31 protein-coding genes are annotated in these 26,468 nt (G+C 64.4%); 15 read left to right on the top strand and 16 right to left on the bottom strand.

From position 1 onward, the window contains the following. Nucleotides 1–24 precede the first annotated feature (24 nt). Together E0E00_RS04500 and E0E00_RS04495 are read left to right on the top strand one after the other, a co-directional pair. Nucleotides 25–1,095, top strand: a complete 1,071-nt coding sequence (locus tag E0E00_RS04500; RefSeq protein WP_130811355.1) for a site-specific integrase — start codon at nucleotides 25–27, stop codon at nucleotides 1,093–1,095. Beyond that, complete coding sequence (locus tag E0E00_RS04495; protein ID WP_130811354.1) at nucleotides 1,095–1,463, top strand: DUF1778 domain-containing protein; 369 nt, start codon at nucleotides 1,095–1,097, stop codon at nucleotides 1,461–1,463. The genes E0E00_RS04500 and E0E00_RS04495 overlap by 1 nt, the downstream gene beginning before the upstream one ends. 60 nt (nucleotides 1,464–1,523) lie before the next feature. Here the strand turns inward: E0E00_RS04495 and E0E00_RS04490 are convergent, their stop codons facing one another. Together E0E00_RS04490 and E0E00_RS04485 are read right to left on the bottom strand one after the other, a co-directional pair. Continuing rightward, on the bottom strand, nucleotides 1,524–2,816 hold the full coding sequence (locus tag E0E00_RS04490; protein ID WP_130811353.1) for a sensor histidine kinase KdpD: 1,293 nt from the start codon (nucleotides 2,814–2,816) through the stop codon (nucleotides 1,524–1,526). Then, nucleotides 2,813–3,520 (bottom strand): response regulator transcription factor, encoded by a 708-nt coding sequence (locus E0E00_RS04485; protein WP_130811352.1) that lies wholly within the window; start codon nucleotides 3,518–3,520, stop codon nucleotides 2,813–2,815. Before E0E00_RS04485 ends, E0E00_RS04490 begins: the two co-directional genes overlap by 4 nt. Before the next feature lie 173 nt (nucleotides 3,521–3,693). Between E0E00_RS04485 and E0E00_RS04480 the strand changes: the two genes are divergently transcribed. The 5 genes from E0E00_RS04480 (at nucleotide 3,694) to E0E00_RS04460 (ending at nucleotide 7,376) form a co-directional block, all read left to right on the top strand. Continuing rightward, complete coding sequence (locus E0E00_RS04480) at nucleotides 3,694–4,593, top strand: ABC transporter ATP-binding protein (protein WP_130811351.1); 900 nt, start codon at nucleotides 3,694–3,696, stop codon at nucleotides 4,591–4,593. After that, entirely contained in the window at nucleotides 4,593–5,339 is a 747-nt protein-coding gene (locus tag E0E00_RS04475) for an ABC transporter permease (RefSeq protein WP_130811350.1), read from the top strand. The genes E0E00_RS04480 and E0E00_RS04475 overlap by 1 nt, the downstream gene beginning before the upstream one ends. A 1-nt stretch (nucleotide 5,340) precedes the next feature. Further along, nucleotides 5,341–6,075 carry an ABC transporter permease gene (locus tag E0E00_RS04470; protein WP_130811349.1) on the top strand — a complete coding sequence of 245 codons (735 nt, stop codon included), beginning with the start codon at nucleotides 5,341–5,343 and terminating at the stop codon, nucleotides 6,073–6,075. A 51-nt stretch (nucleotides 6,076–6,126) separates the two neighbouring features. Continuing rightward, on the top strand, nucleotides 6,127–6,468 hold the full coding sequence (locus E0E00_RS04465) for a YxeA family protein (protein ID WP_130811348.1): 342 nt from the start codon (nucleotides 6,127–6,129) through the stop codon (nucleotides 6,466–6,468). 554 nt (nucleotides 6,469–7,022) lie between these two features. Further along, nucleotides 7,023–7,376 (top strand): YraN family protein, encoded by a 354-nt coding sequence (locus E0E00_RS04460; RefSeq protein WP_130811347.1) that lies wholly within the window; start codon nucleotides 7,023–7,025, stop codon nucleotides 7,374–7,376. A 269-nt stretch (nucleotides 7,377–7,645) separates the two neighbouring features. On the opposite strand, the gene E0E00_RS04455 is transcribed toward E0E00_RS04460, so the two are convergent. Both E0E00_RS04455 and E0E00_RS04450 read right to left on the bottom strand, forming a co-directional pair. Further along, nucleotides 7,646–8,320, bottom strand: coding sequence for an MIP/aquaporin family protein (locus E0E00_RS04455; protein ID WP_130811346.1), 675 nt, complete (start codon nucleotides 8,318–8,320; stop codon nucleotides 7,646–7,648). Nucleotides 8,321–8,419: 99 nt separating this feature from the next. Beyond that, nucleotides 8,420–9,367 carry a hypothetical protein gene (locus E0E00_RS04450; RefSeq protein ID WP_130811345.1) on the bottom strand — a complete coding sequence of 316 codons (948 nt, stop codon included), beginning with the start codon at nucleotides 9,365–9,367 and terminating at the stop codon, nucleotides 8,420–8,422. 125 nt (nucleotides 9,368–9,492) lie between these two features. On the opposite strand from E0E00_RS04450, the gene E0E00_RS04445 reads away from it, so the two are divergent. Then, nucleotides 9,493–9,660, top strand: a complete 168-nt coding sequence (locus E0E00_RS04445; protein ID WP_130811344.1) for a response regulator transcription factor — start codon at nucleotides 9,493–9,495, stop codon at nucleotides 9,658–9,660. Between the two features lie 568 nt (nucleotides 9,661–10,228). Here E0E00_RS04445 and E0E00_RS04440 read toward each other — a convergent pair. The 6 genes from E0E00_RS04440 to E0E00_RS04415 all read right to left on the bottom strand — a co-directional run bounded on the left by E0E00_RS04440 (nucleotide 10,229) and on the right by E0E00_RS04415 (nucleotide 14,637). Beyond that, the gene (locus E0E00_RS04440) at nucleotides 10,229–10,471 is read right to left on the bottom strand and encodes a YjdF family protein (protein WP_130811343.1); all 243 of its coding nucleotides are present in this window, start codon (nucleotides 10,469–10,471) and stop codon (nucleotides 10,229–10,231) included. A 100-nt stretch (nucleotides 10,472–10,571) separates the two neighbouring features. Then, nucleotides 10,572–11,162 carry an integrase core domain-containing protein gene (locus tag E0E00_RS04435; RefSeq protein WP_130811342.1) on the bottom strand — a complete coding sequence of 197 codons (591 nt, stop codon included), beginning with the start codon at nucleotides 11,160–11,162 and terminating at the stop codon, nucleotides 10,572–10,574. A 61-nt stretch (nucleotides 11,163–11,223) separates the two neighbouring features. Next, entirely contained in the window at nucleotides 11,224–12,447 is a 1,224-nt protein-coding gene (locus E0E00_RS04430; protein ID WP_130811341.1) for an ABC transporter, read from the bottom strand. A 9-nt stretch (nucleotides 12,448–12,456) separates the two neighbouring features. Continuing rightward, nucleotides 12,457–13,332 carry an ABC transporter ATP-binding protein gene (locus E0E00_RS04425; protein ID WP_130811340.1) on the bottom strand — a complete coding sequence of 292 codons (876 nt, stop codon included), beginning with the start codon at nucleotides 13,330–13,332 and terminating at the stop codon, nucleotides 12,457–12,459. A gap of 14 nt (nucleotides 13,333–13,346) precedes the next feature. After that, the gene (locus tag E0E00_RS04420; protein ID WP_130811339.1) at nucleotides 13,347–14,147 is read right to left on the bottom strand and encodes a hypothetical protein; all 801 of its coding nucleotides are present in this window, start codon (nucleotides 14,145–14,147) and stop codon (nucleotides 13,347–13,349) included. Further along, complete coding sequence (locus tag E0E00_RS04415) at nucleotides 14,140–14,637, bottom strand: RNA polymerase sigma factor (RefSeq protein ID WP_130811338.1); 498 nt, start codon at nucleotides 14,635–14,637, stop codon at nucleotides 14,140–14,142. The genes E0E00_RS04420 and E0E00_RS04415 overlap by 8 nt, the downstream gene beginning before the upstream one ends. Before the next feature lie 602 nt (nucleotides 14,638–15,239). On the opposite strand from E0E00_RS04415, the gene E0E00_RS04410 reads away from it, so the two are divergent. From E0E00_RS04410 to E0E00_RS04400, 3 genes are all read left to right on the top strand, one after another. Then, nucleotides 15,240–15,656, top strand: a complete 417-nt coding sequence (locus E0E00_RS04410; protein ID WP_130811337.1) for a hypothetical protein — start codon at nucleotides 15,240–15,242, stop codon at nucleotides 15,654–15,656. Between the two features lie 347 nt (nucleotides 15,657–16,003). Beyond that, nucleotides 16,004–16,276, top strand: coding sequence for a type II toxin-antitoxin system RelB/DinJ family antitoxin (locus E0E00_RS04405; RefSeq protein WP_130811336.1), 273 nt, complete (start codon nucleotides 16,004–16,006; stop codon nucleotides 16,274–16,276). Then, the gene (locus tag E0E00_RS04400) at nucleotides 16,273–16,575 is read left to right on the top strand and encodes a type II toxin-antitoxin system YafQ family toxin (RefSeq protein WP_130811335.1); all 303 of its coding nucleotides are present in this window, start codon (nucleotides 16,273–16,275) and stop codon (nucleotides 16,573–16,575) included. Before E0E00_RS04405 ends, E0E00_RS04400 begins: the two co-directional genes overlap by 4 nt. 369 nt (nucleotides 16,576–16,944) lie before the next feature. On the opposite strand, the gene E0E00_RS04395 is transcribed toward E0E00_RS04400, so the two are convergent. Beyond that, nucleotides 16,945–18,183 (bottom strand): ATP-binding protein, encoded by a 1,239-nt coding sequence (locus E0E00_RS04395; RefSeq protein WP_130811334.1) that lies wholly within the window; start codon nucleotides 18,181–18,183, stop codon nucleotides 16,945–16,947. An 867-nt stretch (nucleotides 18,184–19,050) separates the two neighbouring features. Here E0E00_RS04395 and E0E00_RS04390 point away from each other — a divergent pair. Next, nucleotides 19,051–19,347, top strand: a complete 297-nt coding sequence (locus tag E0E00_RS04390; protein WP_130811333.1) for a hypothetical protein — start codon at nucleotides 19,051–19,053, stop codon at nucleotides 19,345–19,347. Beyond that, the gene (locus E0E00_RS04385) at nucleotides 19,304–19,585 is read left to right on the top strand and encodes a hypothetical protein (protein WP_130811332.1); all 282 of its coding nucleotides are present in this window, start codon (nucleotides 19,304–19,306) and stop codon (nucleotides 19,583–19,585) included. Before E0E00_RS04390 ends, E0E00_RS04385 begins: the two co-directional genes overlap by 44 nt. A gap of 23 nt (nucleotides 19,586–19,608) precedes the next feature. Here E0E00_RS04385 and E0E00_RS04380 read toward each other — a convergent pair whose 3' ends face one another. After that, nucleotides 19,609–20,283, bottom strand: a complete 675-nt coding sequence (locus tag E0E00_RS04380; RefSeq protein WP_130811331.1) for a phosphatase PAP2 family protein — start codon at nucleotides 20,281–20,283, stop codon at nucleotides 19,609–19,611. Between the two features lie 114 nt (nucleotides 20,284–20,397). Then, nucleotides 20,398–20,718, bottom strand: coding sequence for a thioredoxin (gene trxA, locus E0E00_RS04375; protein WP_130811330.1), 321 nt, complete (start codon nucleotides 20,716–20,718; stop codon nucleotides 20,398–20,400). Nucleotides 20,719–20,921: 203 nt separating this feature from the next. Between trxA and E0E00_RS04370 the strand changes: the two genes are divergently transcribed. Then, nucleotides 20,922–21,479 carry a hypothetical protein gene (locus E0E00_RS04370; protein WP_130811329.1) on the top strand — a complete coding sequence of 186 codons (558 nt, stop codon included), beginning with the start codon at nucleotides 20,922–20,924 and terminating at the stop codon, nucleotides 21,477–21,479. A gap of 67 nt (nucleotides 21,480–21,546) precedes the next feature. Next, nucleotides 21,547–23,241, top strand: a complete 1,695-nt coding sequence (gene pgi, locus E0E00_RS04365; protein ID WP_130811328.1) for a glucose-6-phosphate isomerase — start codon at nucleotides 21,547–21,549, stop codon at nucleotides 23,239–23,241. Between the two features lie 110 nt (nucleotides 23,242–23,351). Here the strand turns inward: pgi and E0E00_RS04360 are convergent, their stop codons facing one another. The 3 genes from E0E00_RS04360 to E0E00_RS04350 all read right to left on the bottom strand — a co-directional run bounded on the left by E0E00_RS04360 (nucleotide 23,352) and on the right by E0E00_RS04350 (nucleotide 26,321). Beyond that, nucleotides 23,352–24,212 carry a radical SAM protein gene (locus E0E00_RS04360; protein ID WP_242622127.1) on the bottom strand — a complete coding sequence of 287 codons (861 nt, stop codon included), beginning with the start codon at nucleotides 24,210–24,212 and terminating at the stop codon, nucleotides 23,352–23,354. After that, complete coding sequence (gene amrA, locus E0E00_RS04355) at nucleotides 24,209–25,612, bottom strand: AmmeMemoRadiSam system protein A (RefSeq protein WP_130811327.1); 1,404 nt, start codon at nucleotides 25,610–25,612, stop codon at nucleotides 24,209–24,211. The genes E0E00_RS04360 and amrA overlap by 4 nt, the downstream gene beginning before the upstream one ends. Before the next feature lie 115 nt (nucleotides 25,613–25,727). Further along, nucleotides 25,728–26,321, bottom strand: coding sequence for a hypothetical protein (locus tag E0E00_RS04350; protein WP_130811326.1), 594 nt, complete (start codon nucleotides 26,319–26,321; stop codon nucleotides 25,728–25,730). Nucleotides 26,322–26,468 lie beyond the last annotated feature (147 nt).

Genomic DNA, 26,468 nt, shown 5'->3' with positions numbered 1-26,468 from the left:
CCAGAACGATTGGGAGGAGACGGGATGTCGGTGAGACACGAGGCGAACGGTACCTGGACGGCACAGGTCTGGTACCGCGACTACAACAAGGACCTGCGGCACAAGACAAAGCGAGGATTCGAGACGGAGAACGAGACGAAGGCCTGGGAAAAGGAGTTCTCCGCGGAGGCGGAGGGGTCGGTGGACTCCACCTTCGCCTCGTTCTACGAAGTCTATTCCCGGGACGTGCGGCCCAGGCTGCGGGAGCATACCTGGATCACGAAGAAGTACATGATAGAGGGAAAAATCCTCCCGTGCTTCGGGAACATGCGCGTAAACGAGATAGAGCCCCTCGACGTAGTCCGCTGGCAGAACGGGCTCATGGCTCACCGCAACGAGAAGGGCGAGCCCTACTCCCAGACCTACCTCAGAACCATCAACAACCAGCTGTCCGCCATCTTCAACCACGCCGTGCGCTACTACGGCCTCGCCTCCAACCCGTGCGCGCGCACCACGAGGATGGGCTCGTCGAAGGGCGGGGAGATGCTCTTCTGGACACGCGACGAGTACCTGAGGTTCTCCGACGCCGTGGCGGACAAGCCGGAGAGCTACTACGCCTTCGAGATTCTGTACTGGTGCGGCCTCCGACTCGGGGAGCTGCTCGCGCTCACCCCTTCGGACTTCGACTTCGCCCGTTCGGAACTGAAGGTGACGAAGTCCTACCAGCGCCTCCGGGGACGCGACGTGGTCACTCCGCCCAAGACGCCAAAATCCGTCAGAGATGTCGTCCTGCCTAAGTTCCTCGGAGAGGAGCTGGAGCAGTGGGTCGGATCCCTCTTCTTGGACCCCGACGCGCGAATCTTCACGTTCACGAAGGCCAAGCTCCACCACGAGCTCGACCGCGGCTGCAAAGCGTCGCACGTCAAGAGGATCCGCGTCCACGACCTGCGCCACAGCCACGTCTCGCTGCTGATAGAGATGGGCTTCTCGGCGGTCGCCATAGCGGAGCGCATGGGGCACGAGAGCTCCGACATCACCTTCAGGTACGCCCATCTGTTCCCGGACAAGCAGAACGAGATGGCGCGCGCCCTCAACGCCTCGAAGGAGGGGTTCTGATGCCCTGTCCGAACGACCGCAGGGAGCGCAGCGTCACCGTCGGCTTCAGGATGACGCCGGAGCAGAAGCGCTGGCTCGACCGCGTCGCCGAGGAGAGCGGGATGTCCAAGCAGGACTTCATCATGGCGAGGCTGCGCGACGAGGCGATCGCCGTCGTGCCGAACGTCCGGGTTTACCGGGCGCTGCGGGAGCACATGGTGGAGCTGCTGCGGGAGCTGAGGCGGATCGGCGCGGGCGTCACCGTCGACGAGCGCCTGCACGAGGAGATCGAGCGGCTCACGCGCGAGTTCGTCGACCTGCGCGGAGAGACCGAGGCGTCCGCAGTCAACACCGAGCGCCTCGACATCCTGGGTATGAGGCGCCGCTAGAGCCCCCGCCGCTTCCGTAAACTGCCTCCCGTTTCCCGTATCGAAGAGCCGGGGCGCGCTTCACCGGGAGGGACTCGCTTTGGGAATGCGTTTCATACGGCGGCGGCCGGCGGGCAGGGTCACGGCGCAGCGGCATCCCCCTCCCGCGTTCTTCGAGAACCGCGCCTCCCCGCCGTGCGCCGCGGCGATGCGCCGCACGATCACGAGGCCGAGGCCGTGCTCGGGGAGGTCGGAGCCCGACCTCCTCCCGAGCGCCGCGAGCATATCTGCCCCAAGGCCCCGGCCGTCGTCACTCACGACGAGCACAAGCCGCCGGCCGAGCGGGGTGCCGGGGAGCCCGCCTCGGACATCAAGGGAGACCGTCACGCGGCAGCCCTGCGGGTTGTGCCGGAAGCTGTTCCCCACGAGGTTTACCGCCATGCGACGCAGCAGCGACTCGCTCCCGCGCACGCAGACGCCCTCGGCGGCAGGCGCCACGTCGAGTTCCAGCTCGCAGGCACCCGTCCCCTCGTCCAGGAAGCCCGCCGCCACCGACCGCAGCACCGCCGCCAGGCGCACGTCCCCGGCGTCGATGGGCTCCATGGCGTAGCGCAGCCGGTTCACCGCGTTGAGGTCGGCGAGCAGGCCTGCCGCCTCCCTCGACTTCGCCACGATGCGGGCCACCCGCTCCCGGTCGCCGGGGTCGAGATCGGGGCCCTCCATCAGGAGCGAGGCGTCGGCGATGACCGCGGAGAGCGGCGTACGCACGTCATGGGACACGGCGGCGACCCACTCGTTGCGCGCGTCGTCGCGCCGCTTCCACGAGCGCCGGGAGAGCGCGCTCACGAATACGACGAGCGAGACCAGGTTCACGCAGAAGAGCGCGACCAGGAGCAGCACCCCGCCGCTGAACTCGTCGAAGCCCTGCGAGAAGCTGTACTTCCAGGCAGAGCCCCTGGGGGACCCCACCACGACGAGCTTCCCATCGCGCCGCCAGCAGGACACGGGGTAGTCGTTGAGGTACCAGCGCGCGAAGGAAGCCACGTCCGCCGGGGTGTAGCGCGTGGGCACGTCGTCTGGCACGCCGAGGCCCCAGACCACGTTTCCCCCCTCGTCGATGAGCAGGGCCCAGCTGTCATTGTCGCGAAGCGCCTGCTCCATGTCCGGCGGGACGGCATACGCCCCGTCCCGCTCGACGATCGACTCGGACACCTTCGAGGCCTCCGGGGCGGTGCCGCCGCCCGCGAGGCCCTCGGCGTACATGGCGGCCCCCACGACGGCCATGTTGACCGCGAGGATGGCAACGGCACCGAGGACGCAGGATGCGGCCAAGCCCGCGACTCCCCTCAGCCGTGCGCGCAGCGGCCCCCTCATCGCGCCTCCTCGCGCATGAGGCGGTAGCCCAGCCCTCGCACCGTGACGACCCAGCGCGGGTGGGAGGGGTCGTCCTCGACCTTCTCGCGCAAGCGCCGCACGAGAATCGCGAGCGCGTTGGCGTAGCCGAACTCGTCCCCGTAGACGCTGCGGCAGAGCTCGTCCGTCGTCACGATGGAGCCGCGGCTCTCGTTCAGCCTCTTAACGAGCGCGTGCTCCTTCGCGGTTAGCGTCGACTCGACGGCGCCGAGGCGCCTCACCTCGCCCGTGGCCAGGTCCACCTCCACCTCTCCGAGCACGATGGCGGGCAGCGCGTCTGGCAGGTTGTAGCTGCGGCGCAGGACGGCCGCCAGGCGCAGCAGCAGCTCGGCGGGCAGGAACGGCTTGGCCATGTAGTCGTCCGCCCCCAGGCCCAGGCCCCGCAGGCGGCTCGCGTCCTCGTCGCGCGCGGAGAGGAACAGCGCCGGGGCGTCGCTCGTCTCGCGCACCCGGCGCAGCAGGTCGAAGCCGTTGCCGTCGGGCAGCATCACGTCGAGCAGGAGCAGCTGGGGCTGCCAGGTTGCGACCGTGATCAGGGCGTCGGCCACGGTCCCCGCGCCGTGAACGGACCGGTAGCCCTCGCGCTCGAGCAGCTCGGCCAGCTGCCCGAGCAGGGTCGGGTCGTCCTCGACCACCAGCACCCGCGCCTCGTGTATGTCTCTCATGCCGCCTCCCAACGCCGGCCCCCATTGTATCCCGGGGCGGGGTATCCCAGGCCCAGAGCACCCGCGCCTCACCCGAAACGAAAGGCTCGCGAAAGCTTGGGGACAGGCGAGAGAAAGGCGCGTGCCCCAAAATCCGAGCTGTCGCTAAAGCAGACCGAACGAAAGGAGCGAGCATGTCCACTTTGGCCATCGCCACAAGTGCGCTCACCAAATCATACGGTGGGGTGCGCGTCGTGGACGGCGTCGAACTCAAGGTGCCCGAGGGCACGGTATACGGCTTCCTCGGCCCCAACGGGGCGGGCAAGTCTACCACCATGAAGATGGTCCTCGGCCTCGCGCGGCCAACGGCCGGCGAGGTGGAGGTGCTGGGAGAGAGGATGGACCGGCGGAGCCGGCTCACGGTCCTCGCGCACGTGGGCTCGCTTATCGAGAACCCCAGCTGCTACAAGCACTTGACGGCGCGCGAAAACCTTGACATCATTCGCAGGCTCAAGGGGCTGCCCGCCGAATCGATTGATGAGGCGCTCGAGACGGTGGGCCTGGCCGGCACGGGCAAGAAGCTAGCTGGCCAGTTCTCGCTGGGCATGAGACAGCGCCTGGGCCTTGCCATCGCACTGCTCGGCAACCCCCGGATCGTACTGCTCGACGAGCCAACCAACGGGCTCGACCCCGAGGGCATCCACGAGATGCGGGAGCTCATCCGCAGGCTACCCCAGACGCATGGCACCACTGTCCTGGTATCAAGCCACCTGCTCTCGGAGGTCGAGCAGATGGCCGACTATGTGGGCATCATAAGCCAAGGACGGATGGTGTGGCAGGGGGCGCTTGAGGACCTGCGGGCTCGCGCCCAACGTCAGCTGGCGTTCCGTACGACCGACAACCGCCGTGCGTCCGCGCTGCTGGGAGCCGTCGAGCAGGATGGCTGGCTGGTCGCACCCTTCGCTGATGACGCCGTGGTGGCGCGCTCCTCCCTTGCGCTCGCACGAGAGGGCATTGGCATCATGCGGATCGAGGAGCGCAGCGAGGGCATCGAGGACATCTTCCTCACACTCACCGAAGGGAGGGGGCTGTAATGCGCGCGGTCATGCTCGAGTTCGCGAAGCTCAGGCGCAGGAGCATGTGGTTCGTCTGCCTCGGCACCGCAGCGCTCTGCGTCATGTGGATGGCGTCCGTCGCCGGGCGGGCCTCCCAGGGGTTCCCGGATGGAACGGCATCCCTGCTCTACATGGCCCCGCTCATCAACTCCATCGTCATGACCCTGTTCGCCGCCATCGTCGCATCGCGCGTATGCGAGGTCGACCACGAGGCGCAGGCACTGAAGGAACTCCTGTGCCTGCAGCGGGCAGGCACGGTGTTCGCCGCCAAGCTCGTCTGCAGCCTGACGCTCATCACCGTCGCTGTCGTGTTGGAGACCGTGGGCCTCGCGGCGCTGGCGTCCTACAAGGGCTTCACCGACCAAGTTGGCCTCGGCAGACTGATGACCTTTGCCATCTGTCAGATAGGGCCCGCCTTCATGGTGGCCGTGCTCGTGCAGGCCGTCGCCCTGCGCTGGGAGAACCAGTTCGCCTCGCTGGCGGTGGGCCTCGGCCTCTCGCTCGCGGGCCTGTTCAGCCTGTTCTTTCCTCCCGCCATCCAGCGCCTGGTCCCCAGCGGGTACTTCGGCCTGCTGTCGTGCGTGCTCATGGACTGGGACGCTGCCACAGGGACGACGTCCTTCCACGGCGTCCCCTTCCCGTGGGGCGACGCGGCCCTCTTGGCTGGCATGTGCGCCACGCTCATCGCCATCTCGGCATGGTGGTTCGCGAGAAAGGAGCTCTAGCATGAGAACGCAGGCCCTGCGCGCGGAGGTCACCAAGCTGCGTCGCGCGCCCATCTGGATCGCCTACGTGGCGCTCCCCCTCATCGCGGCAGTCATCGGCACCTTCAACTACCAGCAGAACCTGGGTCTGCTGACGCCCGGCTGGGAGAACCTCTGGACGCAGCACACCCTGTTCGAGCTCTACTTCTTCCTGCCGGCCCTCATCGGCGCGGGATGCTCCTGGCTCATGGGACTCGAGCATGCGGGCACCAACTGGAACCAGGTGCTTGCGAGCCCCACGGCGCCTTGGCGTCTCGTTGCCGCGAAGCTCGCCGTGGGCGCGGGCATGCTGGCCGTCGCGCTCGCCGCGACGGGGGTGCTGTTCATGGCCTGTGGGAAGGCCGTGGGCCTCCCGGGGCTCCCATCAGCCGACTACATCGTCTACCTGCTGCTCGCATGGGTCGGCGGTGTGTCCGTGGTGGCGGTGCAGCTGCTTGTATCGGCCCTCGTGCGCAGCTTTGCGGCGCCGGTGGGAATCGCCCTTGCGGGCGGCATCGCGGGCCTCATGCTCACGGCCAAGGGCTGGGGGCTGTGGTGGCCCTGGGCCCTCCTGCATCTGGCATCGAACAGCAATGGAGGAGGCCCGCTCGCTCCCTCCGAGCTGCCCGCCTTCCTCGCCATGGCCGCCGTCTTCACCGCCGCGGCCCTCTGTGCCTGCACCCAGGTCGTGGCGCATGCCGGGACACCATCGTCGTGAGCCTCGCAGGCGTCGGATCGAATTAGCCAAACGAAGAGAGAGGATCAAGCAATGGCAAGGAGAATCGCAACTATCGTCCTGGGTGTCCTTGTGCTGGGAGCCGTGGCTGGTGTCTTCTACCTCACGAACACCGACAACGCATCCATCTGGTACGTCCGGGTGGACGATGCGGCCGCGCAGAGGAAGGACGACGGCGACGAGGAGGTCTGGGAGTACACCCTCGATGCCTATGACGAGCACGGCGGGCATCGTCAGCTCGCCTTCACCGCCAGCAAGCGGCTCAGGGACGGCGCCTACCTGAAGCTCGGGTACATGCCCGTGAGGGAGGTGGTCTCGTGGGAGGAAGTCCAGCCCGATCAGGTGCCGGACGCCGCGCGCGAGCGGCTTGCCTAGCGTAGTCAGACGAACCTGTGCGGGCGTCATCGCCGGACGCCGCCTGCCGAAGGGGCAGGACGCTTCGTGCGCGAGGTCGTCGGCCCGCTATGGGAGACCGCCGCGGCCGCCGTCAACGCCGAGCGCCTCGACCTCCGCGGGATGAGCCATCGCTAGAGCCCCTGATTCGATTCCGACGGACGAATCCCGGAAGTCCTCTTCCAAGCTCCCAGGTGGCGCCTGGCACCGTGAGGCTCGAGTTCTCGGGCTTCGATGGCCTTGCGCGGAGGGCGGCCGGATCCCGCATGCCGTCTCGTGGGAGCGCTCCAGGGGAGGCCTCCTCGGAACGCGTGCCCGCCTCATGGCGTTCCTTTAGGCTCCCCACGCTCGCCGGGAACCGCTCCGGGCGCAAGGGCCGCGAAAAACTTTTCCGTCCGGATTCCCATGTTGGTTGACGGAAAACTCAAGCCCTCCGGGTTTTCGCTTGATCCCCTGCGCCCTCCGCGAACCCCGGCGAACTCGGAGCCGCAAGGCACGCCAAAGGGGCGGGCTGACAACCCGAGGAGGTCATCACCATGGAGGCAACCATCAACGAGAAGGCAATGAAGGCAATCGTCACCTACCTGGAGCGCAGGGGCTTTGAGATCCTCGAGAGCGGCTGGGCGCACGGCACCGACGGCGTCGAATTCATCGCCCGGGAGGAGGACGACCTGGTGTTCGTGATCACGGAGGTCGTCCAGGACGGCGGCGACGGGTTCCCCGAGGAGAAGGTCGACCGCGCGGCGCTCGAGAGGGTCGCGGCGGCCTACCTGGCGCAGGCGGCCGGCAGCGCCGACTACGCGGTCCGCTTCGATTTCGTGAGCATGCTCGTCCTCGGCGGCAGCCGAGCGTTCCTCAGGCACCACCGCAACTGCCTGAGCGAGGCGTAGCAGCCCACGCCCGGGCGCCTCGGCGCCCGGGTCCCTCCAGGGAGGGCTCCGGAGCCGATTGACGCCGGTTGTTCCGTCGGCGTCACGAGGAGAATGGCTATGTTGTGGAGCAGCGGATCAGGAAAGGCCCCTTTCCACGCTGTGCGTGCAAAAGAAAATGCCCGGCTAGTCAGCCGGGCATTCCGAGGCCTTGACATCTCCCTAGCTGCGGTCGGCCTCGAAGCCCAATGTGTTGCATGAGAGCCTTCGGGCGGGAGGCAGCGGGTTGGCTATTCGGGCTTCGGCTTTCCGGAAACAAGCCGATAGACCCCCGCGGCAAGGGCCCCGCCGGCCAAGGGACCCACGAAGAATACCCAGACGCTGGACAGCGCGGCGCCGCCCGTGAATAGGGCCGGGCCCAGGGAGCGCGCCGGGTTCACGGACGTGCCGGTGAAGTGGATCCCGAGGATGTGCACGAGCGTGAGCGACAGGCCGATCGCCAGGCCCGCCACACTCGCGTTCTCTGCCTTGTCGGTCGCGCCCAGCACCGCCATCACGAAGACGAAGGTCAAGACGAGCTCCACGAGCAGCGACAGGGCGACGTCTCCATCGTACAGGCCGTTTGCGCCGAACTTGCCGTTCCAGCCCATGAAGGCCCCCACGAGGGCGGCGCCCAGGACGCCGCCGAGGAACTGGGCGACCAGGTACCCGCCGAAGTCCCTGCCGCTCATGCGACCGGACAGGAGCATGCCGAGCGAGACGGCGGGGTTGACGTGGCAGCCCGAGACGTTGCCGATCGAGTACGCCATGGCGACGATCGACAGTCCGAACGCCAGCGCGGTCAGGACGTAGGCGGCGTCGATGCTGGCTCCGTCGCACCCCAGGGCAGCCGCCGTCCCGCAGCCTATCGTCACCAGGACGCATGTCCCGACGAACTCTGCGGCGTATTTCTTGAAGCCGTTCATAGGGCAACCTCTCTCTGGGACAGAACGTATCTGCCGGCTGGTTGGACCAGCCGGCAGATACGTCCGCGGTCCCGATGAATCGATGAAAAATAAAAATTATTATAATACAATAGAAGATGTATCTTCGCATAGCCTTCCTGCCGAGCGCCCTGCCTCGGATCGCATTTTGTGCATGTCCAGCCATTCGGCGGACTGCCTGGCCATGCGGCAGGTACCGCCGTTCGCGGCGACGAACGCATAGCGGTCGCCCGCGGCACCCATGTCGCCGCGGGCCTCTGCGAGCATGCCGCGGCGATGCTCCGTGCTCACCTTCTGCTGGCGCGTGGCGCTGAGCACCTGCATCGAGCCTAAGAGCTCGCTGCAACGCTGCCAGTCGCCGTCGCCCAGGGCGAGGTCGAAGTCGATCCACGAGGCTAGCAGGTCGGCGGTTCTGCGGAGCGCGCCCGAAGCGCGCATTTCCGAACTAAGGGCGGCTACCTGTCCGCGGACGTTCGCCAGCTCGTTCCGGTCGCCGCGGTGCCCTGCCACCACCGCTCGCACGTTGCATGCGAGCAGCCTGTTGGACAGGCCGAGCTTCTGTTCGGATTCCGCCTTGTCTGCCCATTGGAGGGCGACGTCGTCGCAGCCCAGCTGCGCCGAGCACATGGCGCAGACCAGCTCGTACGTGGGCGCTTCCTTGGGCCTCCTGCGCCTCTCCATCAGAAGGGACGCCGCGTCGAGCATCTTGCGGGCGTCGCAGTCGGTGGACATGATGCCCAGGAGCTTGCTGAAGTTACATCTGTTGAGGACCGTCGAGGCGAGCGAGACGATCAGGGCGTCGATCATGAACACGGCGAGGCCCTCGACGCCGGGCTCCAGCGATGCGACGCAGGCCGCGCAGGCAATCAATGCGGCGGCGGCCCCGGCAACGATGATCCGGTGCCTGCCTAGGAATTTCCGCGCGGCTTCCTGTGCGGTGGCATTCGCATAGCAAGACCCGCTGCATGGGGCTTTGGTAGATGTCGGCATGGTGTCCTTCTTCCTACGGCGATTGGCGAACCCCATCATCCTGGCGACGCCCGCACAAACGCTCCGGACGCTCGGGGCGAGCCCGGAGCACACAATCGCTTCGATGATCGTGATGGATGCGCCTCCCGTAACTGAACTGCCTCCCATTTCTTGGACAACGAGAAATGGGAGGCAGTTCAGTCGCCGAGGGCCTTTCCAATGCCGAGATCGCCGAAATCATGTCGATAGAGCCCGCGTCGGTCAAGCGCTCCGTCTCCCGCATCATCTCCAAGCTCGGCCTGGACAGCCGAGTCCAGGTCGCGGTCGCCTGGTGGCGCGCAGGAAGGTTCTGATCGCGCGAGGAAGGCTGGCACGGAAAGCCGCGCATCTGAGTCCGGGAGGGCACGCAGCCCCCGACAGCAGCCGGCCCCTCCCGGAAGACCCGCCTCCCGGGCCTTGGCGCTCGGGCATCGTTGTCGAGAGCGGGTTGCCGAGCTCCTTGAGCCTGCGCGCCATCTGCGACGGACTTCATGCAGTTCGGGCCTGCGGCCGCTGCTGAGAGAGCATGCCGGTGAGCAAAAGGTCCGGGCATACAGCCCGCCATGATCGCGAATGCAGCGTTTCCGCAGACCAAACGAGTCATCGCTATGCCGTGGGAATGCGGTCTCCCGAAGCGCCTGAGGGCTTATGCCCACTGCTGGCTTCGGGACGACTTAACGGCTTCGTTGGCGGAAGAGCGGGGACCCCGCACGTCCGCCATGCCAACTCAGCGAAAACGCCCATGCTGCCGATTGCCTCGGCAATCTCACCAACGCCCCCTGCGCTCCCTCCTCAGCAGCATGATGTCCGCAATCCCCGATGCCAAGATGGCTGTAATGCCTGCTGTGATTTTGTGCCTATACCTGTCTCCTACATCTGTTTTTAGGCAGCTCGCTGACGACGCTTGAGGTTCTCGCTGGTGTGGTGCTCTTCTGCGGCTACCGCGGGGCTGAACTTGAGGTCGTAGAAGTGCCCGAGCACAAAGTCGCGCACCTCGTAGTCCTTCGGCTCCGCGCCAAAGGTGACCTTGGCGACGGCAAGCCGGCCGTTCTCGACGCGCTCGAAGACGCCCACCCAAAAGGGCGCGTCGAACAAGACGGTCAGCGTGATGCTGGATCGCTCCATGGATTTCCTCCCTGTACGTGGTTGCGCAAGAGAACGGACAACCCAAGGAGGGAGGGTCACTTACCCCGCATGTGCGAGACGGCCGGGCTACCTACCGGCTCTAGCTGTTGTGTGCCATGACGTTGTTTACACCGACGATGCGTGACATCGGCGGGAGGCCGCCGCAGGCGCTGTGGGGCCTCTCCCAATTGTAGCGGTCGATGAAGGGGGAGAGGGCGGCAGCCCTCTCCCCCTCGCTCGCGTAGGCGCGCGCGTACTGCCACTCCTGCGCGAGCGTCCTGTTCGTTCGCTCCACCTTCCCGTTCCGCCAGGGGCTGTAGGGCCTGGCGTACCTGTGCGCGATGCCGGACGCCGCGAGCCACTCGCTGAACAGCCGCGAGCGGTATCCCGGCCCGTTGTCGGTCATCACGCGCTCGACCTCGACGCCGAGCCCCCGGTAGAAGTCCCGGGCGCGCCCCATGAACGCGACGCAGGTCTCCTTGCGCTCGTCGCCGAGCAGCTCGGCGTAGGCCACGCGGCTGCGGTCGTCGACCGCCACGTGCAGGCACAGGAGCCGGCCGCCCGAACCCCGGCCGTGGTCCAGCGCGCCGGCGCGGACGCGCTCGACGAGCCTCCGCCGCCCGCGGGGCGTGAGCCGTGAATTGGAATGCTGGAACAGGGGCCCCTCTCGCTGCAACCTTCGACAAGTCACAGCTTGGAGGAGTCCTCCCTTTTGTCACGTCATGTGTCAACAACCTGTTGGCACATGACATCTAGGCTACCTGATGTCTCGCGAAAACGCGCATCGCAAGCGGTGTGCAAGTCATTAGGAGGACTGCGTAGAGAATCGCCAGCGCAGTGGGAAGGTCGATTACCGCCGTCCCCGCCGCGTAGCTGACCATGCGGCTGAATGCGAAGTTCAGTCCCGCCATGGGCGTGAGGGCCCCAAGCTTCGCGAGCGGAGGGATGAAGAGGGCGAACATCCCGAGGAAGGCCACCGCCATCGGAATCACGGCCACCGGCATCGTGGAGCGCATCTTCGAAGACAGGAGCAGCGTGAGCGCCGCCATGCCGATCGCGACGAGATACCCCAGGCCGTAGACGGCGAGCATGGCCTGCCCGACTGTGAGCGGGTACGGGTTGTCGAACCCGAAGACCACCTGCGCCGGCAGATCCCACCCTCCGGCGCCGCACACGGCCACGTCGATTCCCACGACGACCGCCGAGCAAAGCCACCAGTAGGCTGTGACGAACGCGAGCGCCGCGACGGCCTTGGCGGCGGGGAGAGCCCTCCTGCCGCGTCTCGTCGGCAGCGCCACAGCGGCAGTGCGGTTCTGGTACTCTCCCGCGAGCACGCCCGAGAGGGCAATGCACAGCGCCACGATCGAGAGAGCGAGGAAGCTCGCCCAATCCAAGGCGTTCTTCCATGCGCCGGCGTAGCCGAATTCAACCGGCCACTGAATCTGGTCGAACATGCCGCGCCAATAGGACGCCTCGGCATCGCTGTAGGGGAAATAGTGCTCGAAGCCGTCGGACAGCGTGGCGTCTACCCTCGCAAGCGAGCCCTCTCGCAGGCTCGTCGCGCGCGGGCTTGCGCTATCGAGCGTGCCCACGATCTCGTTGTAGTAGTCGTCGGAGGCAACGAACCTCGTCTGCTGCCAGAACTCGAGACCGTACTGGGCGATCATCGCGTCGCTCGACAGGTCGTAATAGCCGGGGGTCCCCTCCGCGAGCTCGTTGGCGCAATCGAGGGTGGCTGCGTCTTTTGCAATTCGGGCGTCGTCGAGCACGCCGGCATGCGACTCCTCGTTGTTGCGATATGTCTGCTGGCCGGCGAGTCCCTCCACGGCGGCGCCCGTTGCGTAGTCGCGCGTGGTTGTGGTCGCCAGGTTCATGAAGGCCATGCCTGCCAGCAAGGCGAGCGCGATCAGGCACGCCGCCATGCCTGCGCGGTTGCCGATTATCTTTCTGAGTTCGAACTTGATGAGCTCTCCCATTGCGCGCTCCTAATGGATGCCCGCGTCGCGGAACGCGTGCAGGTACAGGTCTTCCAACGTGGGTTCGACTGTCTGCGCCCCTTCCATGGGCGAGGCGTCTGCCACCACGCGTACCACCGCATGCCCGTCTGTGGCATAGCGCACGTTGGCCACGAGCATATGCGCCGACATCTCCTCGGCGCGATGCGCCTCCACATGGCATTCCCACACTTTGCCCGCAGCCTGTGAAATCACCTGCTCAGGCGTGCCGTTCATGAGGAAGTTGCCCTCGCGCATCACGAGGATGCGGCTGGCGATGAACTCCACGTCGCCCACGATGTGGGTGGAAAGTATCACGATCTTGTTTTGGGCGAAGCTGGCGATGAGGTTGCGGAAGCGCACGCGCTCCTTGGGGTCGAGGCCGGCCGTGGGCTCATCGAGCACCAGGATGGCAGGGTCGTTTAGCATGGCCTGGGCGATCCCGAGGCGCTGCTTCATGCCGCCGGAGAAGGTCTTCACCTTGCGCCGCGCGTCGTCGGCAAGCCCGACCTCATCGAGCAGCTGCACGCTGCGGGCGCGGCCGTCTCGGCTGGAGAAGCCCTTGAGCGTGGCCATGTAGCGCATGAACTCGAGCGCCGAGAAGTCGGGGTAGTAGCCGAAATCCTGTGGGAGGTAGCCGAGCAGCGCCCGATACTCGTCGCCCATCGATAGGGCGTCGCGCCCGCCGAGCAGAACCTGCCCGCCGGTGGGGCGCAGCACGTCGCAGACCATGCGCATGAGCGTGGTCTTGCCCGCGCCGTTCGCGCCCAAAAGCCCCGTCACGCCCGGGGAAAGTTTGGCCGACACGCGGTCCACGGCTATCCTCGCCCCGAACTGCTTGGTCAGCCGATCCAATGTGAGTTCCATACTGCAATCCTTGTCTAGTGGTAGGTTTTCGCCATATGCGGTGAGAACGCGTCCAGCCCTGCAGAGACCGCGTGTACGAGCATCGCAACCTCGCGCACGAGCCACGCGAGCGCCACGGCGGCCGCGGCGATCCACGAGGCGAGAGAAGCCGTCCCGTACATGCCCGGCCATATGCTCGCAAAGGCCATGAGCATGGCGCAGCATGCGGCCACCCATGCCCAGCAGAGCACTGCGGCAGAAGAGGGCGCCGCCCTTCTCAGCAGCGCTAGCGAGCCGGCGCAGGAGCAGAAGAACGGTGGACAGGCGCAAAGCGCGACCGAGAGCGCGTTGGCGTCCAGGGAGGACGCGACCGCACCAACCATGAGGGCAACCACCAGTGACGACGAGCAACCCAGAACGATCAGGCGCGCCACCATCACGCTCACCGCGTTGCTGGGGCACGAGTACTCCAGCTCGGCCACACCGTGCAGCTTGCTCGCATGCACGCTGGGCATGCCGACGAGCACGGTTACGGCGGAGAGGACGCCGATGACGAGCTTCGCGAGGTTCGCGTCCGCGGTGCTGCTCGCCGCGGCGAGCATGAGCGCGACAATCCCCAGCTGCGCGACCCAAGTCCATAGAGGGATGTAGCGCACCTGGGATGCGACGAACTGGGCGAACCCCATCCGGCGGCCATGGGCCCTGCTCGTCCGCTCGTCCTCGGCGGCCATGGCCTGCGCGAGCGAGTCGATAGTGTTCGGGTCCGCCTCCTCCCGTTGGGCGGAATAGTGCTGGGAGAGCTCGATTTCGAGCCTCGCTCGCTCCGCCTTACCCATCAAGACCACCCTCCTTCAAGTCCTCTTCGAGCGTCTTCAGCGCTGCCTTGATGTGCCTGCGCGCCGCGAATCGGCTTATCCCGAGGGTCTGGGCGACTTCGTTTACCCCGAGCCCCAAGCCAAACCGCAGCTCCACGACCTCGCGCAGCTCGCCTGGCAGCCGCTCCAATGCGAGGTCGAGATCCGCCTCGCGTCCGTCGCGCTCGCAGGTGGCGACATCGAACTCAAGGCTCACCGTCTCCAGCCGCCTCTCGCGGCTGGCGTCGACGCATACGCTTCTCGCTATCCGCATGAGGTAGGCGATGGGCTTGCCGCGCTCGCGGTACCCCTGGGCACGCACGAAGCGCAGGAACGTCTCCTGCGCGAGGTCACCCGCCTCGTGCCCGGCGGGCGCGTGGCGCCTGCAGTACGCCAGCACGTCGTCGTAGCACTCCTCGGCAATCTCGCGCGCCCGGTCCGGATCCAGGCCGCCGATCTCCCGTCTAGGCAAGCCAAACCACCTCCCCTACCTACTACAACGTGAAAGCAGCCCGAAATGTGCGGCCCTTCGCGATATTTTTACGAGTATTCTCCCATGGCCGCCATGAAATGAGCTCAGGGGGGCGGGGTTCATTGTGTTCTGCGCCGGCTGTGGGCAAGATGGAAAACCTTGATTCCAAGGCTGCGCACACTCTGTCAGCCCGCTCACGGTATTCGATGCTTTGCTGATTTCCGCCATACAGGCTTTGTAGGGAATCATATGAGTATGCATACGGATCGGGGCATGAGGACGAGAAGTTGGACCCGATGCGGTCCAGTCAGGAGTCTGCAATGAGCTTTGCGCCAGAACAGAAGAAGGGGGGCGCTCGAAGTCCTCGAGGGGTGCGGCGGGAAGGTCACCCTCGCGATCCGCAGGCTTGGATATCCCTGCAGGCAGACCATGTATGCCTGGATCCGGGAGAACGATGCCGCGCATGTGAGGACGGCCGGCCGTCCTTTCAGCCACCATGACTCCGAGACGAAGGCAGAGGCCGTCAGGCTCGTGCAGGGCGGAATGGGCGGAAAGGGTGTGGCCGGGGCGCTCGGGGCGCTCAATGCAGCCACCGTGTACAGTTGGGCGAGAGCAGCCGAGAGGGAGGAGCCTTCCATGTCAGCCAAGCCGACCGCGAGCTCTGGAGGATCGAGGAGTCGTTCCGCGTCACCAAGACCGGGGGGCTCTCCTCCCGGCCCGTCTGCGTCTGGGCCAGGGAGCACATGAGGGCGCACTTCCTGACCTGCTACCCGGCGCTCCTCATAGTCCGTCTCTCGCAGGGGGCGCTGCCCTCGCATCCCTCCGCGGGGGCGCTGCTCGACGACATGCGCGCGCTCGACTGCTCCTACGCAGGCGGCGGCTGGTGGCTCTTCGACCACAGGACCGACCTCACGGACGAGGTCTTCGCGCTCGTCGGCCTGGACGCTCCCAGGAGGTGGATGCGCACCCGCGACGTCAAGGCGCTCTTCGCCAAGGGCAGGAAGATCGGCTGGGGATAGCGGGACGGACGGTGCGCCGTCCGGAAACATTCAACGCAAAAGAGGCCGTTTGACCAGGTAAAGTGGGTCAAACGGCCTCTTCAAACTGCAAAAGTCAGGATGTCTCACCATAGACCGACCCATGAGAAAAGCCACAAACCCCAGGTAAGCCCTGAAATTTGTGGCTTGAGACAGCTCGGTGACTAGTGGCTAAGTGTCAAATCCCTGTGTTGCCGATTCCGCCGTGCGCCCTCCCGAATTCGGCCGGCGTCACTCATCCGAGTGCGGAGTGCATCCTGATCCTATTGAAATGTATGCGTAAGGCGATATAATGACAATGTACTTACATTATGAAATGGAGGTAGTACATGGCGGCTTCATCGGTAACCATCCGCGTCGACAGCGATGTCAAGGAGGGGGCTTCCCGTGTAGCCGAGCACTTCGGCTTCGACCTATCTTCGGTCACACGCGCCTTCTACCTCCAGATGATCAGGGAGAACAGGATCCCCCTCACGCTGTCCGATCCCGAGCCGAACGACGAGTCGCTTGCGGCCATCAAGGAGACCGACGAGATGATCCGTTCCGGGAAGGGCGAGAGTTTCAGCTCCGGACACGACCTCATCCAGGCGGCACTCTCATGACGGGACACCTTCAGGCGAAGTTCACGCCCGCGTTCAGCCGCGACCTCAAGAAGAAGGCGGCCAAGCGGAACTGGGACCTGCGAGAACTCGAGGAGGTCGTCGACCTCGTAATCGCCAACACTTCGGAGTCCCAGGAAATCTTAAAGCAGAGGCACAACATGCACCGACTTTCGGGCAAATGGGCGGGTAGCAGCGAGTGCCATGTGGCGAACGCCGGCGACTGGCTCGTGATCTGGAGAACGGAGTCCGGTATCGCCTACTTCCAGAGGACCGGCTCCCATGACGAGCTGTTCCGCTGACTACCGGCATCGAGCTCACGGTACCGAATCACTCGCCAGGCCACCCGCTACCATTCTTCCTGGGGATTCGGGGAGCAGTTGCGCAGTGAACGCCTGTTTCGCAGCGATTTCGCGCCCTGATGCAACTACTCCCTAACGTCCCGAATCAGAGCCTGATTCGACATTGACTCGCGGAAAGCGCGAACGTGGTGACACCAGGCGGACGATACGATACGGCATTGCACGATACGGACGGTTTTCCGGCGATGTGACCATCGAGTGGGAGTAGGCCCAGCTAGCGCATTCTTTTCCTCTCTCTTAGCATCTAGTCGTATACAGTTGTATCTATTGGAACCGGTGCCCTCAAATGCGCATCTTCCGGAACGCCCCCTACAGCTCGTCGCTGGATGCCATGAGCTCGACGAGGTTGTGGTGCGTGACCCCGTCCCTCTCGAGAGGCAGTGGGTCCAGCGTGAGCAGGTACTGTGGGTAGTTGTCGCGCACCCGCGAGAACGGCCGGTACTCGCGCTCCTCGACGGCCCTATCGGCAACCGACAGGGACACCTGTATGTAGGCGTATCCCTCGTCGGCCCTTCGTGCGATGAAGTCGACCTCCAGCTTCCCGATCCGCCCGACGCTCACGCGGTAGTCCTTGTACTTCAGGTACGTGTAGACTGCGTTCTCGAGCAGAGGTCCGTAGTCCATGGTGGCATTGACGTTGCGGGCGAAGTAGATGCCCGTGTCGGCGAGGTAGTACTTCTCGCCGCCCTGCAGGGACCGCTTCGACTTCATGTCGAAGCGGTCGCAGCGGTAGAGCAGTTTCGCCTTCACCAGCAGCTCGATGTAGCTCGCGAGCGTCTCGCGCTTGATGGGGATCCCCTGTGTGTTGCGCAGGTACTCTGCGATGCCGGTCAGGTTCGTTGGCGCCGCGAAGTTGTTGATGATGTAGGTCATCACCTTCTCGAAGGTGGACCGGTTGCGTATCTTGTGGCGCGAGCGGATGTCCTTGTCGATGATCTGGCCGACGACCTCCTCGATGTAGCGCGCCTTGGCCTGCGGGTCGTCGAGCTCCAGTGACTTGGGGAAGCCGCCGTAGCGCAGGAACTCGCGGAACAGTTGTGCTTCGGGAGCCGCAGGCTTTCCCAAGAATTCGCGCATCTCGAGGTACTCGGAGAACGTGAGGGTGAACAGCTCTATCTCGATGTAGCGGCCGGTGAGGTTGGTCATGAGCTCGCCGGACAGCAGATAGGAGTTCGACCCGGTGATGAACACCGAGAACCCGCCATCGGCGCGGTAGGCGTTGACGACCTCCTCGAAACCCTCGACTCTCTGGACCTCGTCAATGAAGAGGTACACGGTGCCCTCGGTGCCGGACGGTATGCGCCCCTCGATGACTGCCTCGAGTTGGTCGGGCGTCTTGACGCTTCTCAGGCCACGCTTCTCTAGGTCGATGAAGATGATGTTTCCCGCCGGCACGCCGTGCTCGATGACCTCCTCGGCGACCGTCTCCATGAGGCAGGACTTGCCGCAGCGGCGGATGCCCGTCACCACCTTGATGATTCCCGTATCGTCGACGAACGGACGAATCTTCTCTAGGTATGCCTCGCGGCGATAGAGACGGTCTGCCATGCCCCTTCTCCTCTCGTTATTTCCGACTTAAGAGTAGCATATTTGCTATTTTTTTAAAAGTACTACCCTTAAACGGACAATATAGAAGCAGTTATTGCGAGGATGGGCGACGGACGGTACGCCCCGGCACCTGGGTCGAATGTCTAGAGAAGTAGTTGCCGGCAACTCGCATGCCCCTTCACCTTATCGGCGAACAGGTACTCAAATGCGTGAGTCAAGCATCGTTTCCCCGCTCAGGGCTTTACCTCCTAGTGAGTGAGATTTACTTCCCTAGCAAAGCCTGGGGAGGACTCGACGGCGCTCGTTTTTTGGCGTGAACTCAGCTGCTCGCCATCGTTCGGTGCTTTCGCAGCCCCGGCGTTTACTCCCCAGTGGGCTGCGTTTATTCTCGGCTATCGCGTGCCGAAGTGGAGCTTGGGACCGAGTTCCAGGTGAGTTCCGGTTTTTGGGGCGATTTCGCGGAGCTGGAAATAAAAATAGCCGCTGGTCAGACGGCTCGTTGAGTTCACGCTTCCCCGTTTTGCAAGGCAGATTGTCAAACTGAGTGCAACATCTCCCGGTAGATCTCGTCGGCCGTCCTGTACCTCAAGACCTTCTTCGACCTGTCATTAATCATCTGGAAGACGTGCTGGACCTCCTCGTCCGTGACCTTGGCGAAGCCCGTGCCTTTCGGGAAGAACTCCCTGTTCAGGCCATTGGCGTTCTCAACGATGCTTCTGCCATGGGTGGTGGGGCTCGCAGAAGTAGAGCTGGGCCCCTAGGCCTCGGTGACCTCCACGTGCCTCGCGAACTCCTTGCCCTGGTCGGGGCGATGGTCTCGAGCGGCCGTCCCTTGAGTGCCGTGACCTGGGTGTCTGAGTTCTTCCCGTGCTGCTCGTGGTCCTCTTCACTGCATACTCCGTGCTCGACAACAACCGGGTTGAGAGCCAGGCGAGCGAGGAGAATTTCGCCTCGTACGGGCCAGCCGAGAGCAATGACCCTAGCTTTGGCGAGCTTGTGGCGGTCAACCCGGATGTGGTTGGTTGGCTCACGCTCTATGGCACGGGCATCGGCCATCCGCTGGTCCAGGGTCAGGACAACGAGAAGTACCTCAACGCCAATCCTAAAGTACGCCTTCGCCATGACGGGGGATGCCACCAAAGGCTTCCCGCTCGGCGTTGGTAACGCTGCGGTTGCGGACGGTCTAACCTTCTCGCATGGCTTTGCTGGTCAGCCGGTGCCCCAGCCCGAACAGCCGGCACCCGCGGAGATTCTCGGCGTCAAGGTGCCGGTTATGGGAGACGCCACATGGGGTCTTCTCCAGGTGTGCGTTGCAGCCTGCGCCGGCGGGGTCTCGCTGCTGGTCCTTACAGCATACAGGAAGAAGAAGGAGCGTGCGAGCCGTGCGGGCCGGTCTGCGTGACGCCCGAACCGGGGTCGCTGCCTCTACGTTGTCGCGTACTTCTCGTCTAGCAGCAGCGGGACAAACAGCTTGGTAAACAGCGCAAGCCAGATGAGCGATATGCAGAAGCCGGCAAGAACGTCCGAGGCGTAATGGACACCCAGGTAGATGCGGCTGATACCGATAAGGGCAATCACCAGCGCAAACCCGATCACGCAAAGCCAGCGCACAAAGCGGTCGCGCTCGTAGTGCCACACCATCCAGGCGAGAAGCCCGTAGAACGCCATCGCCACCATTGAGTGCCCAGAGGGGAAGCTGTAGCCCGTCTCGGCAATGAGACAGAACCCATCCGGCCTGGGACGCTGGATAATCTGCTTGAGCAGGACGTTGAGTGCTGCGGCACACGCGAGGTTCACGGCTGTGCATACACCCGGACGCCTTCCAGGGGCAAACGCCTCCACGGTTAGCAGCATCACCAAGAGCACGACGGGCTGAGCCAGCTCGGAGATGGTCTCCATGATGGGCGTGAGCCACGGCTGGCGTAGCGTCTCAACAAAGAGCAGGTAGGCACCAGAGTCGAGCTTGGTGAGCTCGCCCTCGCCAACCTCCTCGAGAAGCCAGAGGAAGATGCAGATCGCAGCGGCGGCGAGAATGAGACGGAGGTTCTCTCGCACCAGCCTTCGAAAGGTGTGGCGCTTCTCCGCCAGGTGTTCGGGCATGCGGAATCCTCTCTGGGACCGACATCAAAAGGGGCAGACGCCAGAAGGGCATCTGCCCCGCGTAGCTCACAAGTCTAGGGCAAGTGGCGGCTGCCGGCCTGCCCGCACGAGAGTTTACAGGTAGGCCTCAAGCTCCTTCTTGAGTTCGGCCTTGGGCATGTTGCCCACCATCGTGTGGACGGGCTTGCCGGCCTTGAAAAGGATGAGCGTGGGGATGGAGACAATGCGGAACCTGGTAGCTAGGTCCGCCTCCTCGTCCACGTTGCACTTGTAGACGTCGAGCTTGTCGCTCAGCTCGCCAGAGACCTCTTCGACCACGGGGCCAAGGGCGCGGCAGGGGCCGCACCAGGACGCCCAGAAGTCAACGAGGACGGGCTTTGCGGAGCTGGCTATGACGGAGTCGAACTTGTCGGTAGTGATAGCGGCTGTAGCCATGTCTGCCTCCCAGCGGATGCGGACGCATTCGCCCGCGGTTTCGTGTCGAGACGGCTTATACCCGATTTACACTGGGTATGACATGAGGTGCAAAATGCTATCTCTATCATCGCATGCGAGCGGTCGGTTGCCCTGGCGAGTGGCACTGGGGCTGCGGCGGTTGCAAACTAGGCGAGCGACAGGCGGCACTGCAAGGAGGCGCGATGGCAACAGAGCGGGACAGGCGTCGCGAGGCGTACGTGGGCAAGGTCCGTGCAGAGCTCTCTGGCCTGGCGACCCATGGCGTGCACATGGGTGGCAATGCGTTCTCCGCGGTGGTTCTCGCCAAGGGCGAGCTCTCGCCTGAGGAGCGCGACGGGGCAGAGCTTCTCTCTGGCCCAGATGGCGTGGCGCTGAGAAAGTCGCTGGCAAAGCTTGGCTATGAGCCGGAGGATTGGTGCACGCTCTTCCTGCCGGCACCGGGGAGCGAGGGTGCCCTTGCGGCGTCTCTTGTGCGAGAGGCGCTCACGGCGCTCGACCCCGCGACGCTTGTGTGCTGCGATAGCGCTGCCGCCCAGGCCGTGCGTGATGCCTACGCCGACGACCTTGCCAACATGCATAGCTTCCAGGAGGCCATGCTCGAGCCGGGTTATGTGGTCTACGTGCGCGGAGTTCGCGTCCTTGCCTTGGGTGGCTTTGCCAATGCCCTTGGCAGCTCGCGCCAGAAACAGGTCATGTGGGCAAGGCTCAAGCAGATATCTCCTTTGGGAGAGCCTTTCTAGCATTCAGTTGACGTGCAGACGCGCTATCCTTGAACTGTATGTTGTCGACTACGACAAGGAGCACGCCATGCCAAACATTCCCGCACCCGTCGACGCAACCCGGACTGCTGCCTGGAAGGCACTTCAGGACCACCACGACAAGCTCGTTGCAGATGGCATTAGCCTTAAGGAGTGGTTCGAGGAGGACGCTGGCCGCGTGAGCAAGTTTTCCTATGACCTCAACGACCTGCACCTTGACCTCTCCAAGAACCTCGTGACCGAGGAGACCCTCGGGCTCTTGTGCGACTTGGCACGTGAGACGGGCGTCGAGGAGCGCCGCGCCGCCATGTTCGAGGGCGTCCACATCAACACCACCGAGGATCGCGCGGTGCTGCACTCCGCGCTGCGCCGTCCCGCTGCGGACGCAGGCAAGCTCGTGGTGGACGGCCAGGACTGTGTGGCAGACGTGCACGAGGTTCTCGACCGCATGTACGCTTTTGCCGAGCGCGTGCGCTCTGGCGAGTGGAAGGGCGTCACCGGCAAGGCCATCAAGAACGTGGTCTCCATTGGCATCGGCGGCTCTGACCTTGGCCCGGTCATGGTATACGAGGCCCTCAAGCCCTATGCAGACGCGGGCATTGGCGTACGCTACGTCTCCAACATCGACCCCAACGACATGGCCGAGAAGGTCAAGGGACTTGACCCCGAGACCACGCTGGTGATTGTCGTCTCCAAGACGTTCACCACGCTCGAGACCATGACCAACGCGCGCGAGGCAAAGGCATGGCTGCTGGGCGAGCTTAAGGCTGCGGGTGCCATCGATGGCTCCGAGGCCTCTGTTGCCGACGCGGTGAAGTGCCACTTCGTGGCCGTCTCCACCAACCTCAAGCTGGTCGAGGACTTTGGCATCGACCCGCAGAACGCCTTTGGCTTCTGGAGCTGGGTCGGCGGTCGCTACTCCGTCGATTCTGCGGTGGGCCTCTCGCTGATCATTGCCTTTGGCCCCAAGGTCTTCGACGAGTTCCTTGCGGGCTTCCACGACGTTGACCGCTACTTCTGCGAGACGCCGCTCGAGAAGAACGCTGTGGCGCTCATGGGCCTCATCAACGTGTGGTACTCGAACTTCTTTGGTGCCGAGAGCCACGCGGTCCTTCCCTACAACCAGTACCTACACCGTTTCCCGGCCTATCTGCAGCAGCTCACGATGGAGTCCAACGGCAAGTCCACGCGCTGGGATGGGACCGCAGCCACCTCCACGACGGGTGAGATTTTCTGGGGTGAGGCCGGCACCAACGGCCAGCACTCGTTCTACCAGCTCATTCACCAAGGAACGCACCTGATTCCGGCAGACTTCATCGCCTTTGTGAATACGCCGAACCCCGCCAAGGATGGCGAGCAGGACGTGCACGAGCTGTTCCTCTCCAATTTCCTCGCGCAGACCAAGGCGCTCGCCTTTGGCAAGACCGCCGACGAGGTCCGTGCCGAAGGCACGGCCGAGTGGATGGTGCCCGCGCGCTGCTTCTCGGGTAACCGCCCGACAACGTCCATCTTTGGCATTAGGCTCGACGCGCATGCGCTCGGCGAGCTCATTGCGCTCTACGAGCACATCGTCTTTGTCGAGGGTACGGTCTGGGGGCTCGATTCCTTCGACCAGTGGGGCGTTGAGCTGGGCAAGCAGCTTGCCAAGCAGATCACCCCCGCGTTCCATGACGACGCGGCCCTCTCGCAGCAGGATGCATCGACGCAGGCGCTCATCGCGTTCTATCGCGCGCACAGGGAGTAGGTTACGGGTCAGAGCGTGATTGCGTCTCGTTGGCGTGGCGTCCGCCTGCATCGGCCAGGCGGACGCCTTTTCGACTGCGCTGACGTTGGCGGACAGCTTTACGCCGTCGCCTAGCAGTTCCCCACATGGACGTGGGGAAGGCACTCTCGCGCAACGTCGGCAAGGCGCATCACGCACGAGATGGGCGTGGGGCGGGCATCGGCCATGTGCCAGCGCGGGAAGAAGCGCGTGACGTGCAGCACGATACTCCTGTCTATCTCGGCAAGCCATGCCGCCTCCTGGCGCATGGCGGCTTCGGAGTCGTTCAGGCCGGGCACGATAAGCGTCGTCACCTCAAGGTGGCAGGAGGGGCTGGTTCCCAGCGTCTCTATCGTCGCCCGAACGTCATCAAGGCAGCCGCCCAGTCCCTGATACCCCTCGGCCGAGAAGCACTTGAGGTCTATGTTTGCGGCATCAAGCAACGGTGCGAGAGCACCCACTACGTGGGTGGATGCACACCCGTTGGAGACGAGCACGTTGGTAAGTCCCTTCTCGTGGGCAAGCTCTGAGCAGTCTCGCACGTACTCCCAGCCAACCAGGGGCTCGTTGTATGTGTGAGCGATGCCAATGACCGTCGGGTCACGCCTCGCGCAGTCCTGCGCCAGGTCCACCAGCTCATGTGGTGAGACTTCGCGCCAGGGAACGCCGCCTGCGCCCCCCTGCGATATCTCGAAGTTCTGGCAGAACGGGCAACGCATGTTGCAGCCATAGCTTCCCACGGAAAGGACGCGGCATCCAGGGTGCCACTCTGCCAATGGCTTCTTCTCAACGGGGTCAACTGCGATGGAGGTGAGCCGGCCGTAGTTACCTGCTGCCACGCGCCCGTCCCTGCAGGTGCGCGCGCGGCAGAACCCCACGCCTCCCTCGGGGATCGCACAGTGGTGCCAGCAGACATCGCAGATGATGGGGCCGGATGTGCTGCTGGAACTCACGTATGCCTCACGACCTCGAATCGCTGGAGCTGGTACGTGTCGCGGCAAAGGTCGATGCCGCCCTTGCGTGCGGCAATGCTTATCTGCTCAGAGACGGTATCTATCCCGTCAAGGTCCGGCAGGAGCAGTCCGCGCCTGCCGTCTGTGCAGCTCACGATGACGCCATAGCGCTTGGGGTCGAGCTGGTCCATGGACTCCACAGGCTCGGGCGCGCCCAGAACGTCCACGTCGTAGACGAGCCTGCCCAGCTCGCTTGCGGATACGGGCGGGAAGCGCGGGTCGTGCTCTCCGGCGGAGATTGCATTCGCGCAGATCTCCTCCGCAAGGTTGTCCTGGACCGGCGCAATTGTGCCAATGCATCCGCGCAGCTCGCCGTCCTTCTTGAGCGAGACAAACGCGCCGGCTCGGGTTGAGAGAAGCTCCGTGGGAAGGCCGGGCCTCTCGCTTGGCGTGACGTGGCGCCGTTCGCGCACGTAGGTCTCAAGCGAGAAGCGTGCAAGCGAGACGTACGCGTCCTCTTTCGACTTGCGACGTGCGAGGTCTGCCTCGCAAAATGCCTCGTATTGCTCGAGAAGCGCACGGCTCTCGTCCATGCCCTCCTCGCCCACGGGCGTGAACGCGGCAACACCATAACCCACGCCAAAGGGACCCTCATAGGAGAGAAGCTCTGGCTTGATGGCCGTGCGGTCAAGGGCACCGGCCATGATCTGGAAGCTGCGCAGGCCACACTCGGCTGCACGCTCGGCAAAGCCGCGATCCATCGTGAGGAGGGAGAGCAGGTCCCCCGTTGAGAAGGCATGCGTGACCTTCTCGTCGAATTGCGGGCCCTCGGGCGCAAAGCCGTACGGGCCGCTCTCGAGCAGCTTGTGCGAGAGGTCACCAGACGCCACATAGACCACGCGGCGCCCAAGGTCTTTGGCGACACGCTGCACCAGCATGCCCATGCGGTAATGATCTGCGGGCGAGAGACCCGATATCCCCATGCGCACAACCTCGAAGTCCTTGATGTGGCGCCGGATGAAGTGGAGAGGAATCATGGTTCCGTGGTCAAGAGACGGGTCGCGTTCCCCCTTGCAGCCTGCGGAGAGGGACTCCCGCCTGCACGCACGGACAAGCGCATGCACGAACTCCTGGTCATACGTCGCCTCGTAGCGGGCTTGCGGCGCGCCAAACTGCCTAAAGCTACCCGAGGCACCGCGTCCCGGCGAGATGTGGATGTAGTCCGCATACATCACCGAATGTGGACTCGAGATAACAACCGTGTCTGGGGCAAGCTCCGCAACGCGGCGCCCCATCTCGTCATACGCAGCGACGGTGGCGGCAATCTCCTCTCGTCCAGAACCCACGCCTGGAATGATGAGTGGCGGATGCGGAACGGCAAAAGCTGCAACAATGCTCATGACAGAGACCCCCTTTGGCCCGCTACCAGAGTCCATACCCGTTGTAGGGCACATCGTACGCCCGCTTTCGGCGTATGGGCGAGAGCTGTTGGCAGCAGACGTGGGGCCGGAGAGCCTAGTGCTTGCCCTTCTTGGGCTCGTGGTCGAGGAGGAAGCGAATGAGCGCCTGGTAGCGGCCCTCGCTCATGGGTGCGCGCGGAATGTACACGTAGCGCTTGCTGCCAAAGTTGACGACCGTGGCCTCGTTGCTCGAGCGGGAGTGCTTGAGCTTTGAGAGGGGATACTCCGCCACGCGGTCGTCCGGGCCCTCATCGACAACCTTGTCCTCGGTCACCACGATGTGGTGGCGGTTGTTCTCGCCAACCAGGCCCAGCGTGCTCTTGCGCGCAAGGAAGGTGGCAAAGCGGCTCCAGTTGGTGGTGATAGATGACGTGACAACGGCAATGACCAGCAGGGATATGGTGAGCGCGATGTTGTCGCCCATGCTCACGAGCGCAAAGATGAGCAGGGCAAGCGAGAGGATCGCGACGCCGTTGAAGAGGTCCTTCATGCGGTCGGGACCGTAGAGGTTGGCCGCGCGGGCCAGCTCGTACTCGTTCATGTCATATGAGAGCGAGAAGAGGGGCTTGCCGTACCGCTTGTCGAGCTTGGACTGACGGGCGGCTTCCTCGGTCGCCTTGCGTGCCTTTGCGTTGGGCCTCTTTGCCATGGGTCCTCCTTGTTGCCATCGCATACGTGCAGCATGGTAGCGCATCGGGGCGCATGCGTGGCACAGCGGCGTGTCTGTGTGGCGTGTCGTCGGGCACGTGCGGGCCGCCTTGCCATGCGAGGTTGTGGACAAATTGTCTGCCACGTG

Origin of the sequence: Olsenella sp. Marseille-P4559 (assembly GCF_900605015.1) — a bacterium.
Taxonomy (GTDB): domain Bacteria; phylum Actinomycetota; class Coriobacteriia; order Coriobacteriales; family Atopobiaceae; genus Tractidigestivibacter.
This window is presented reverse-complemented; position numbering and strand designations above follow the sequence as displayed.